The sequence below is a fragment of the Flavobacterium sp. GNP011 genome, assembly GCF_056428925.1.
The window spans coordinates 451,077-463,272 of sequence record NZ_JBWJVJ010000001.1; the positions used below are offsets into that span (position 1 = coordinate 451,077).

The 12,196-nt window shown below is 34.7% G+C and carries 12 protein-coding genes; 6 read left to right on the forward strand and 6 right to left on the reverse strand.

The features are described 5' to 3' along the window. Positions 1-19: 19 nt before the first annotated feature. Positions 20-526 (reverse strand): GNAT family N-acetyltransferase, encoded by a 507-nt coding sequence (locus tag AC061E_RS01960; RefSeq protein WP_478284762.1) that lies wholly within the window; start codon positions 524-526, stop codon positions 20-22. Between the two features lie 256 nt (positions 527-782). Between AC061E_RS01960 and fbp the strand changes: the two genes are divergently transcribed. Continuing rightward, complete coding sequence (gene fbp / locus AC061E_RS01965) at positions 783-1,802, forward strand: class 1 fructose-bisphosphatase (RefSeq protein WP_086452866.1); 1,020 nt, start codon at positions 783-785, stop codon at positions 1,800-1,802. Positions 1,803-1,858: 56 nt separating this feature from the next. Here fbp and AC061E_RS01970 read toward each other — a convergent pair whose 3' ends face one another. From AC061E_RS01970 to AC061E_RS01980, 3 genes are all read right to left on the reverse strand, one after another. After that, positions 1,859-2,290 carry a tellurite resistance TerB family protein gene (locus AC061E_RS01970; protein WP_158728771.1) on the reverse strand — a complete coding sequence of 144 codons (432 nt, stop codon included), beginning with the start codon at positions 2,288-2,290 and terminating at the stop codon, positions 1,859-1,861. Between the two features lie 152 nt (positions 2,291-2,442). Further along, complete coding sequence (locus AC061E_RS01975) at positions 2,443-4,215, reverse strand: cytochrome-c peroxidase (RefSeq protein ID WP_478284763.1); 1,773 nt, start codon at positions 4,213-4,215, stop codon at positions 2,443-2,445. Between the two features lie 70 nt (positions 4,216-4,285). Continuing rightward, a complete protein-coding gene (locus tag AC061E_RS01980) occupies positions 4,286-5,764 on the reverse strand; it encodes a PhoX family protein (protein ID WP_478284764.1) in 1,479 nt (492 codons plus the stop codon). A gap of 452 nt (positions 5,765-6,216) precedes the next feature. Between AC061E_RS01980 and AC061E_RS01985 the strand changes: the two genes are divergently transcribed. The 3 genes from AC061E_RS01985 to AC061E_RS01995 are packed head-to-tail and all read left to right on the forward strand — an operon-like array spanning position 6,217 to position 8,818. Further along, complete coding sequence (locus tag AC061E_RS01985; protein ID WP_478284765.1) at positions 6,217-6,810, forward strand: HupE/UreJ family protein; 594 nt, start codon at positions 6,217-6,219, stop codon at positions 6,808-6,810. Between the two features lies 1 nt (position 6,811). Continuing rightward, on the forward strand, positions 6,812-7,243 hold the full coding sequence (locus AC061E_RS01990) for a deoxycytidylate deaminase (RefSeq protein ID WP_478284766.1): 432 nt from the start codon (positions 6,812-6,814) through the stop codon (positions 7,241-7,243). Beyond that, positions 7,244-8,818: a S41 family peptidase gene (locus AC061E_RS01995; protein ID WP_478284767.1), complete on the forward strand. Its 1,575-nt coding sequence runs from the start codon at positions 7,244-7,246 to the stop codon at positions 8,816-8,818. 248 nt (positions 8,819-9,066) lie between these two features. Here the strand turns inward: AC061E_RS01995 and AC061E_RS02000 are convergent, their stop codons facing one another. Together AC061E_RS02000 and AC061E_RS02005 are read right to left on the reverse strand one after the other, a co-directional pair. Then, on the reverse strand, positions 9,067-9,270 hold the full coding sequence (locus AC061E_RS02000) for a hypothetical protein (protein WP_144889714.1): 204 nt from the start codon (positions 9,268-9,270) through the stop codon (positions 9,067-9,069). 98 nt (positions 9,271-9,368) lie between these two features. Beyond that, positions 9,369-9,944 carry a MarC family protein gene (locus tag AC061E_RS02005; protein WP_220485203.1) on the reverse strand — a complete coding sequence of 192 codons (576 nt, stop codon included), beginning with the start codon at positions 9,942-9,944 and terminating at the stop codon, positions 9,369-9,371. A gap of 187 nt (positions 9,945-10,131) precedes the next feature. On the opposite strand from AC061E_RS02005, the gene AC061E_RS02010 reads away from it, so the two are divergent. Both AC061E_RS02010 and AC061E_RS02015 read left to right on the forward strand, forming a co-directional pair. Then, positions 10,132-10,707 (forward strand): DUF3109 family protein, encoded by a 576-nt coding sequence (locus tag AC061E_RS02010; protein ID WP_182649574.1) that lies wholly within the window; start codon positions 10,132-10,134, stop codon positions 10,705-10,707. Positions 10,708-10,961: 254 nt separating this feature from the next. Further along, positions 10,962-11,939, forward strand: coding sequence for a ribonucleotide-diphosphate reductase subunit beta (locus tag AC061E_RS02015; RefSeq protein WP_478284768.1), 978 nt, complete (start codon positions 10,962-10,964; stop codon positions 11,937-11,939). Positions 11,940-12,196 lie beyond the last annotated feature (257 nt).

The following is a 12,196-nucleotide window of genomic DNA, read 5'->3' on the forward strand; positions in this document are numbered from 1 at the left end:
GACTCTGAATTTGAATATTTTATTTCAATTTATCAGATACAAATTGATATATTCCTAATTCATCCATTTGTACAACATGCCAATCGCGTAATACTTTGGCTCCTGATTTTTCGTAGAAATCAATTGCTGGTGTATTCCAGTCTAGAACATTCCATTCTACTCTTCGTACCTGGTCTTTCTTACCTTGCTTTAAAATTTCAGAATATAAGGCATAACCTAATCCCGTTCCTCGCATGCTTTCCTTTACCACTAAATCCTCTAAGTGAATGGTTTTGCCTTTCCAAGTTGAATACCGGTAGTACCACAAGGCGATACCTACAATTTCCTTTTCTGAAGTACTTTCTGGCGAGTCTGAATCAATCTCTGCAACAAAAACATGAAACAGCGGCACAGCTCCAAAACCATCTCGTACTAAATCTTCAACGGTAATAAGAACTGCATCTGGTTCTTTTTCAAACAATGCTAGTTCTTTGATTAAACCTAAAACCGAAGGCATATCTGCCGGAGTACCTTTTCTTATTATCATGGCGTAGTTGTATCTATTAATGATTGGATTATCTAACGGATATTTATCTATTTCTTGTTTTTAAAATCTTACAAAGATTCTATTGTGTTATTTTAATTAAATTGTTTGAAATCACAATTAAATTAGCTTTAAAACTAAAAAATTTATAGTTTATTTAGCAAATATACAATAGTGGTAAACTAAGTTCATATTATTGAAATCATTTTCACAAAAAAAACGATATTTGTGACTTCAAAATAACTACAACGATTTCGAAATGGAAGAACGCAACAAGACTTTAGGAGAATTTATTATAGAGAATCAAAATGCTTTTCAATATTCGTCTGGTGAATTATCCCGAATTATTAACTCAATTAGGCTTGCCGCCAAAGTAGTAAACTATAAGGTAAACAAAGCTGGATTAGTTGATATTGTGGGTGCTGCAGGGGAGCAAAATATACAAGGAGAAGACCAACAAAAACTGGATGTTTATGCCAATGAAGTTTTTATTCAAACCTTAATTAACCGTGAAATTGTATGCGGTATTGCCTCTGAAGAGAACGATGAGTTCATCACTGTTGAAGGAAGTGATAACAGCCACAACAATAAATATGTGGTATTGATGGATCCTCTTGATGGATCTTCTAATATTGATGTAAACGTATCTGTGGGTACTATATTCTCAGTGTATAGAAGAATAACACCAATAGGAACTCCAGTTACAATGGAGGATTTCTTGCAACCAGGAATCAATCAAGTAGCTGCAGGGTATGTTATTTATGGAACATCAACCATGCTAGTGTACACAACGGGGCATGGTGTAAATGGGTTTACATTGAATCCTGCTATTGGGACTTTCTATTTATCACACCCTAATATGAAGTTTGCAAAAGACGGTCATATTTACTCTATCAATGAAGGGAACTACATTCATTTTCCACAAGGGGTTAAAGATTATATCAAATACTGTCAGACAGAAGAGGAAGATAGACCGTATACTTCTAGATATATCGGTAGCTTAGTTTCGGATATCCATAGAAATATTATCAAAGGCGGAATTTATATTTACCCAACTAGTTCAAAAGCTCCTAATGGTAAGTTGCGTTTATTATATGAATGTAATCCTATGGCATTTATTGTGGAGCAAGCTGGAGGTAAAGCTTCAGATGGTTTTGGAAGCATCATGGAAATTACTCCAACCGAATTGCATCAGCGTGTTCCTTTCTTTTGTGGAAGCTATAACATGGTTGAAAAAGCCGAAGAGTTCATGCATAAAGCTAAATTGAGCAAATACTAAAAAGCAAAAAGCTTCCAGTATTCCTGGAAGCTTTTTTATTTAAATACAGCTGTAATTTATTTGTGCATATTTTGCATTTCCTCAAGGAAAGTGTCAGAGTCTACCTCTTTGTCAACAAGCTTTAAGGCTTTGTCAATGATGTAATTTACATTATCAGTGTTGAACCCTAAAGCTACACCTATTTTTCTCAACAACATTTCTTGTTGATCTCCTAAATGATGATCTACGTGAACGATTCGTGCTAAATCATACAAACGCTCTAATCTTTGCTCGTGTAAATACGGTGGATTGATAGGGTAATTCAAAGGATTTTCTAAAATTTCCTCATACTCTATTGCTGATATTTCTAGGCGAAGTGCTAGTTTGTCTAAAAATGCTTTTTCTTCTGGTGAAAATTTCCCATCAGTAAGTGCAACTCTAACAATTGAGGCGAAGTGACCTTTGTTTCTTAGCTTAAATTCGCTATCAAATAAATCTGAAAATGACATAGTTATTGATTTTATATCCTACAAAGATAAATCTATTTTTAAATTAACTATTTTAATTTTTGTTTAATTTTTTTCAAAAACTAGAGTTGATTGCACTTGTTTTGAGGTAAGATTGCGCTGTTGCTATTTTCCTAAAAGTGCCTTTGTGTAACTCATTTAGCATCTGAAAGTGTTTTCATAAAGGCAACTAATGCTTTTTGCTCTGCCAAAGTCAAGTTGAGTTTGTCTGTGGGTAAGGTTTGATTTTCTAAAGTGATGCCATTTCCTACTCCGCCACCTTCATTGTAAAAAACAACAACTTCTTCCAATGTTTTAAAAACACCATTATGCATGTACGGACCTGTTTGTGCAATGTTTCGGAGCGTAGGTGTTTTAAAGGCGTGTTTCAGTTGTGCCATTTTGTATTGTGTAAATCGTCCTAAGTCTTGATCTATAATTTTTCCGTTTTTAGTTTGAGGTGTTCCTATTACTTCTTGCTCTGTTTTTTTGTAAATAGGAGGGACTGTTCCATTAAACAATGGGATGAAATGACAAGTCGCACATTTTCCTTTTCCTGCAAAGAGATTAAATCCTAGTTTTTCCTCATACGAAAAAGTATTTGAAGCGCCCGAAAAGTAATTATCAAACTTAGAGTTGAATTTATTTAAAGAACGAACATAACTTGCTATTGCGTTTTGCAATTGCCATTCTTCTAGTTTTATAGTTTTAGGAAAAGCATTTTTAATCAATTTTTTATATCCTGTATTGCTTTGAATTCGAGTTAAATTTTCTTTTAAATTTCCATGCATTTCATCTTTGTTTTGAATGACATCTAGACTTTGTTTCTCTAAATCAGGTTGTCTCATATCCCAAAATTGAGCATTTTGTAAAGAGGCATAGGTAAGAGTTGGGGTATTTCTAGGCAAACTAATTCCAGTTAAGGATCGGTTGGTTTTTTCTCCGTCTGTGAATGCTAATTCTGGAATGTGACAGGTGGCGCAATTGCGTCTTCCATCTTTGGAAAGGGACGAATCGTAAAATAATTTTTTGCCAAGATCAGCTTTTGCTTTAGAATACGCATATTCTTTTGACGGAATAAAAGCATTCACATTAAAGGTGTTTTTTTCAAAAAGCGATTTGGCATCTGGATTGATGGCATTTGTCTTTGCAACGTTTTTAATACGGTTGTCTTGTTGAAATTGAACTAGTTTTTCTGATATTGGATTTAAATATTTTTTAATAAAGGTAGCGCGATCAAAGGTGTTGAAATTGGTACTCGCATCGCAAAAGGTATTGGCTTGATCTATCAAATCAAAAAGTAAGACTTTTGTTTTTGAATTATTGGTGTTCAATTTTTCAAGTACAACTTTTAAAGAAGATAAACTGGCCTTAGTTTCAGGGATGGATTGATTAGCAATTGGCGAATCGAAACCGGTGATGCCAAGTGTTAAGATTCGGTACACTTCCATTTTGCTGGCATCAATAACATAATCAGGGCTAATGGTGATTACGGATAAATGCTCTTTTACTTGTGCAATTAAACCTTTTAAAACGGCAATTTCTCTTTTTAAAGTACTGGAATTATTGGCAGAATATTGTGGGTAAATTAGTTCTTCAATGACTTGAAAACCACTTGGTGATAAGAATTTGTTTTCTTCTACTTCCAATTCATCAAGTGCCGGTCCGTTAATAAATCGTGCTGGGTCTGGCGTAAAATATTCGACAGCCCATTCTATTTTTTTATATGCAATGCGGCTTGTTTCAAATGATTTTTGTAGTTGTTTTTGAGTTGGATTTTTGGCGGCTACTTTTTCAAAAGCAAGTATTTCTTGATTCAGTTCCTCTAAATTAGATAACAGTTCTTCTTGAATGGTTAAACTAGTGTATTGTTTTTGACAAGAAAAAAATAGTAGGAATAGGGGCAGTAGTTTTAATAGCGGTTTCATGTTGTGTATTGTATTAAATGCAAAAACAACCCAAAATTTGGGTTGTTTTTTATATCAATAGTTGAGGTAATTATCGCTGTACGTTTCGGATGATGATGGTTTGACCACCTTCTTTGTTTGTGTTTAATCCACTACCATCAGCATTTAAAAAAGCATCTTTTTGCCATGTATGTGGATGTATGTTTACAATAAATGTATTCGGAACACCAATTATATCTGAAATGTCTTCCATTGCGCCATATTCCCAACTTCCAAAACGCATTTCATTAGCTGGGTTGTAAGTTGTATTCCAGGCTGCATCAGTTCTTTTGTGATTCATTGTCAACCAAGGTTTGTTAACCTTAGATGCAATGTTGTATTGCCAGATATAAGAATCATGTTTTGCGGCAGTGTAGAATGAATCTCCATCTTCTTGTGTATACACATAATTCTCAGTCACAGTAATATTATCTGGATTGATAATTCCTGTTCCTGGAGTAGAATCGCCTTCAATAACTAATTCTAATTTTCCAATAAGTGGGTTGGTATCATTTAATACTAACTTATAAACACGTCCCCACATGGTGTAACCCGCTACTGGAGCGTTTGAACTTGCTTGTCCCGTTGCAGTAAAGTACAATTCTCTATTGTTTTTTGCAGATCCTTTTCTGTAATCTACATCTTCAACTCTAGAAAAACGAATTGCACCTAAATTATTAACCGTTGTGTTGATTACCGCACCCGTTAAGTTTTTAGCATTTGGAATCTCTACAAAAGATACATCAAAAGAGGTTCCTACATTCATACTAGTTTCTACTTGGTTGCCATCGTTTCTTTTTAACGCGTATAATTTACCGTTAGATAAGTCGCCAACAGTTGAACTCATATACATAATTACTTGGCCAGCACTTGCGTGAGAAGTTGAATAAGATTGATCTTCTCCAATAACAATAACGGTTTTCCCCGGGTAAGCGTCTTTAGGTAGTGGAACGGCGTTTTCCATACTTGCTTTTCCTAAAGCTGGTAAAACTCGGTCGGTTCTGCTTTTCATACTTGTAAGCCCTAATGGGTCAATACCATGAACCATACTTTCCTCACCACTTTCTCCAGCAGTTAAAAACAAAGGTCCAAATCCATGGATTGCTGGTGAAGCTAAAGTTGCTGAACACAAACGAGTCATCCCACCCACTGCATCAACAATATAGTCTCCTTTTACCGGCTTAAGTGTTTTGTCTAAATATACTCTGGATACAGATTTTAAAATTTCATGATTAGTGATCATAATGTAACCATCGCTTGCAGGATCTTTCATAAATCCAGCACCATCAGGTTGAGCACCATAGATAAAAGCTGGTGATTGCGTTAATACATCTGAACTACTTAATAAAGATGTTATCTGTAAGTTTTCGAAGCCTTCTTTGGCTACAGCCAATGCTGGAACCGAAGAAACATTTGAAAAATTAATAGCCGTGTTTACGGTAGGAGTTTCATTTTTGTCGTCTTGACAGCCTACTACTGCAGCTAACAAAACGGATGACAATGCTATTTTTTTTAAATAATGCTGATTCATGATAATTGTGTTTAGTTTGTTTGAATGCAAAACTATCGTAAGAAACTGAATCTTAGTTTAGGTCAATATTGTTGATTCATCAACAAAATGTTACTCCAAGATTAACACATCGTAAACCTGTTAATTTAAAGTAAAGTTAATAGTGTTTGCATTATTTGTAAGATTTATATATTTCAATAGCAGTATTTCAAACTTGTGATTTAGTGTTAGAGGATTTATCCTTTTTTTCTTTTGTTGCCAAGGTTGATTGTGATGTAAGTAAGCTATTCTGATAGTACAGGAGTTATGAGTATTGCTTTTAAGGGTGAATTTATGACTTGAGTTGCTTTGCTATATTCGTTTTTCAAGGAATTTCACGTTTGGATTTCATTGAATTTATTAGATATTCTAAGGAAGGATTTTCAAAATTTATCGTAAGTTTACAACCCTTTTAGCAACTTAAATTAGTAGTGATGCAAGAATTTTGGATTTATTTTCAAATAGGATTAAAACACGTTTTAGACATTCATGCTTATGATCATGTTTTGTTTTTAATAGCTTTGGCGGTGCCATATTCGTTTAAAGATTGGAAACGAATTGTCTTGTTAGTCACTTTATTTACTATTGGTCACACCATGGCTTTGATGCTTTCTGTTTTTGGGATTATAGCCATAAAAGTAAATGTGGTTGAGCTTTTAATCCCCATTACAATTTTGATTACGGCATTGTTCAATCTGTTTACGGCTGGTAAGTCCAGTAAAAAAGAAAGTATAAACCTAATATTTTTTATCACACTTTTCTTTGGGATTATTCATGGTTTGGGGTTTTCTAATTATTTCAAATCTATTTTAGGTGGCGATGCTGCCTCAAAAATGTTGCCTTTAGCCGAGTTTGCTTTGGGAATTGAGGCCGCACAAATTATAGTGGTTTTTGTGGTATTGATTCTCTCTTATATTGTGCAGACTATTTTTAGATTCTCTAAACGAGATTGGACACTGGTAATGTCCTCTTTTATTGTAGGAGTTGTTATCCCGTTGATTGTTGAAAGTGAAATTTGGAACCGATAAAATGAGTGAAAAAAAATTAAATAAATACGACAAAGCCTATTTGCGAATTGCAAAAGAATGGAGTTTACTTTCTTATTGCCAAAGAAAGAAAGTAGGAGCTATTATTGTACGGGATCGAATGATTATTTCTGATGGATACAATGGTACACCAAGTAGTTTTGATAATTGTTGCGAAGATGATGAAGGACTTACCCGCTGGGATGTTTTGCATGCCGAAGCCAATGCTATTTTAAAAGTAGCGCGTTCTACGCAATCATGTGAAGGTGCTACATTGTACATTACCCTTTCTCCATGTAAAGAATGCAGTAAGTTAATTCACCAGTCGGGTATAAAAAGAGTAGTGTATCACGCTGGATATAGAGATGATTCTGGAATACAATTTTTGATAAAAGCAGGTGTGGAGGTGGAGCACATACCTATAATGGAAGAATAAATGAAATTCAATACAAAATATTTGCCTCTTATTTTATTTGCCACACTAGCTCTTGGTGTGCTGCTGGGCGGCTTATTGAATTTTCCCAATGTCTCCCGTTTTATGGGCGATAATAATGCTAAAAACAAACTAAATAAACTCATAGATTTTATTGATGATGAATATGTTGATGAGGTAAATACAGATTCTATTGTGAATCTAACCGTTGATAATATTCTCGCACAGCTTGATCCACATTCTGTATACATTTCGCCTAGTGACCAGCAAGAAGTGGCTGAGAGTATGCAAGGAAATTTTGTGGGGATTGGAGTTAATTTTTATATGTATAAAGATTCTGTTGCTGTCATAAAACCTGTTGAAAATGGCCCTTCGGCAAAAGCTGGAATTCAAGCAGGAGACAGAATTTTATACGCCGGAAAGACAAAGCTTTATGGCAGAAAACTCCCTTCTGATAGCTTGTTTTCTCAACTCAAAGGAACAGTTGGTTCCGCTGTTGAGCTCACTGTTTATAGAAAAAGCACCAAACAAAAACTAAAATTTAAAATAAAAAGAGATGTCATTCCTTTAAAAAGTATTGATGTGGCTATGCTAATTAATCCTACTACAGGTTACATTAAAATAAATAGATTTTCAGAGACCACTTATGATGAATTTATAGAAGGCTTAGGAAAAATCAAAAAACAAGGAGCAAAGGCCTTAGTTATTGACGTTCGGGATAATGGGGGTGGTTATATGGAGGAGGCGATTGCTATAACGGATGAATTGCTATCTGACGAGCAACTTATTGTTTTTACCAAGAACAAGAACGGAAAAGTGACCAAAACTTTTGCAACAGCAAATGGTCAATTCGAAAAAGGAAAATTAACTATTCTTATCAATGAAAATAGCGCATCAGCAAGTGAAATTCTTGCAGGAGCCATTCAGGACAACGATAGAGGTAGTATCGTGGGTCGACGTTCTTTCGGTAAAGGATTAGTGCAGCGGGAAATGTCTTTTGCAGATGGATCATCGGTTCGTCTTACTATAGCGCGCTACTACACTCCTTCGGGGCGATCCATTCAAAAACCGTATGCAAAAGGTAAAGAGGAATATTTTAAAGAGTCAGAAACCCGTTTTGAAAATGGAGAGTTGTATGATAAAGACAGTATTAAAGTAGCAGATACTCTAAAATACAAAACTAAAAAGGGAAGGATAGTTTATGGCGGTGGTGGAATTGTTCCTGATGTTTTTGTGCCTATTGAGGTAGAACATAGCAGTCAAAGTACAGGGTATTTATTGCAGTCTGGTATTGTGGGGAATTATGTTTTTGAGGATTTAGACTCTCACAAAAAAGAGTTCAAAGGTCTTGCGTATAAAGCGCTCCAAGAAAAAATTAGCACTTCGGATTATTATTTTAATAAGTTTCAAAAATTCATTCTTGATAACGGACTCGATATTCAATTTTCTAAAAGCAAATCCCTAGTCAAAAGATTTCTTACTGCAGAGTACGCAAGACAATTGTTTGGAGAGAACAAATATTATGAAGTTATTCTTAAAGAAGATACTATGCTCAAAGAAGCATTAAAATTGAAATGATTTCGAACTAGAAGTGTTTTAAATGGAAATCCCACTTACAAGCTATATAAGATAAGGTTGGTTTTATTACTCCTTTAATTTGTAATCGAATGATAATCAAATCGATTGTAAATTAATTTAAATAATCGGAGATTTAGGTTTGCTTATAGGATAACCTAAAAGGAAATGAGAAATTTCTTTATCCAAAAAAAGGATGTGCTAAAAATCAAGCGCATCCTTTAATGTATTTCAAAATTAAATTTATTGTATTACGAATTTGTGTTTGATTTTTCTTCAATCTTTTTGGAAACTCTAAAAATAAGAAGAATTAATACAGCACATAATGAGGCTGCAATACCAATAAACGCAACGATGCTTTCTCCCTGAAATGGGTTTTTAAAATCTAGTAATGTAACATTAAAGACGATTAAAGCAAGTGCCAAAAATACCAGTATGTTAGTGAAAATTTTCATAAATGAGTTTGTTGTTTAAATCTTAGTGTACTGAAAAAGATAGAAGTAAATTCTATGTGACCAATTAAAATTAGGCTGTAAAATTATTAAATTTTATATTAAAGAAACAAACCTTTAACATTAGCAGCAAATAATTTAACAGCAATTGCTAATAATACTACTCCAAAAGTCTTGCGGATCACTCCAAGTCCGTTTTCTCCTAACATCTTTTCAATTTTAGAAGAAGATTTTAAAACGATGTATACTAAAATAATGTTCAAGAATATGGCTATGACAATATTAATAGTAAAAAACTGCGAACGTAAAGAAAGTAAGGTGGTCATGGTTCCTGCTCCAGCAATCAAAGGAAAGGCCAGCGGAACAATAGATGCTGAACTCGCTTCTTCGTCACGATAAATACGAATACCTAATATCATTTCTAAAGCAAGGAAAAAAAGAACAAATGAACCTGCAACTGCAAATGAATTGACATCGATTCCAATTAACTTTAAAAGTTCTTCTCCCGCAAAAAGGAAAACAATCATAATGACTCCTGCTACGATGGAGGCTTTCTCAGATTCGATATGACCGTGTTTGGCACGAAGATCCACAATGATAGGGATAGATCCCACGATGTCAATTACGGCAAAAAGCACCATGCTTACGGTAATTATTTCTCTTATGTCTAGCTGCATAATATTGGTTTTAATGATGCAAAAGTATTCATTTTTGATGGTTAGCGGGTTCAATCTTGTATTATTTTAAGGTCAAGTTAAAAATATTTTGAATTATAAAGTAGAAGTCAAGCCTTCCGTTTTTGCCAAATTCTTTTTTTTGATTTTCAGTGCTTCATTTTTAAATTTCTTTGAATACCTTTGCAGCATGTTTCAACTAGGAAAAACCATCGTCTCAGAAGACTTACTCGAAAAAGATTTTGTTTGCAATCTAACTGCCTGCAAGGGAGCTTGTTGTGTAGATGGTGACGCTGGTGCGCCATTAAGCGAGGAAGAAACAAAAATCCTGGAGTCTATTTATCCAAAAGTAAAACCTTTTTTGCGCAAGCAAGGTATTGCGGCTATTGAAGCGCAGGGAACTTGGGTAACTGGAACAGATGGTGAACTGGAAACACCTCTTATTGACAATAAAGATTGTGCTTATGTCATCTTTGACGGCAAAACTGCATTATGTGGGATTGAGCAAGCCTACAATCAAGGCATCATCGACTGGAAAAAACCTGTTTCTTGTCATTTATATCCAGTTCGGGTAAAAGATTTTACAGAGTTTGCAGCTGTAAATTATGATAAATGGGACATTTGTGATGCTGCCTGTTCACTTGGGCAAGAGTTAGAAGTACCAGTGTATAAGTTTGTCAAAGAAGCTTTGGTACGCAAGTTTGGTGAAGACTGGTATGCAGAACTAGAGACTGTTGCTCAAGAGCACTTAAACAATTCAAAATAGCACAAAACTACCCCACAATTTCAATTTCTTAAACCCTATATTTTACAGTGGCTAACGCCGTTTTGTGAAATATAATCTATTGAATTTCAATTTTTTACAAATAAGACAGCAAATAGTGAGAATTCTTTTCGTTGTTAAAAACTAGCCTCGATTGTGAATAAGTTTGGCTTTTATATCCAGCAATATTTCACAACCTTTGTACTCCCCAGATCGAATAGAATTTCGTTAAAATCACAACAAAATAAAACAATACAATGACACAAGTGGAACCTATTTTACAAGAAAACAAAAATCGCTTTGTAATTTTTCCGATCAAGCACCATGATATTTGGGAATGGTACAAGAAAATGGAAGCGAGTTTTTGGACTGCTGAGGAAATTGATTTATCGCAGGATTTAAATGATTGGAATAACAAACTTTCTGATGAAGAGCGTTATTTTGTGAAGCATATCTTAGCATTTTTTGCTGCTTCAGATGGGATTGTAAACGAAAATTTAGCAGAAAATTTTGTAAACGAGGTACAATATGCTGAGGCAAAGTTTTTTTATGGCTTTCAAATCATGATGGAAAACATTCATAGCGAAACCTATTCGTTATTGATTGATACTTACGTGAAAGACGAAGCTGAGAAAGATGAATTGTTCAATGCTTTGGATGTGTTTCCTGCAATTAAGAAAAAAGCAGACTGGGCTTTGAAATGGATTGAATCAGATTCGTTTGCGGAGCGTTTGATTGCTTTTGCAGCCGTTGAAGGAATCTTTTTCTCAGGTGCATTTTGTTCTATTTACTGGTTGAAAAAGCGTGGTTTAATGCCAGGACTTACCTTTTCGAACGAGTTGATTTCTCGTGACGAAGGAGTTCACTGTGATTTTGCGGTACACTTGCACAACCACCACTTGGTTAACAAAGTACCAAAAGACAGAATTAGAGAAATCATTGTGGATGCTTTGAACATTGAAAGAGAGTTCATCACCGAGTCCTTGCCAGTATCGTTAATTGGGATGAACGCAGGTTTGATGACACAGTATTTGGAGTTTGTTGCGGACCGTTTGCTAGTAGAATTAGGTTGTGACAGAGAATACAATACGGCCAATCCTTTTGATTTTATGGACATGATTTCATTGCAAGGAAAAACCAACTTCTTTGAGAAAAAAGTAGCTGAATACCAAAAAGCAGGTGTAATGAACACTGATGAAGAAGCACAAAAAATTACCTTCGACGCCGATTTTTAATCGGTTTTGACTATAACTACTACCTTCCTAGCCCCGATGGAAGGGAAAATCCTTTTTAGTCCTGATTTTTCTCAGGACTAAAAAGATTGGAATGACAGCGGGATAAGCTCCCGAAAATAAAGAAACTGAACTTTATGTCAAATCAGTACCCATCAATAGTAGTTGTTGCCACAAAAGTTGTGGTGCTCATGCTGCGAAATAATAAACAAATAACTAAAAACAGCGAAGGGATTTTCTGTTTTAAAAAAAAAGAAAAA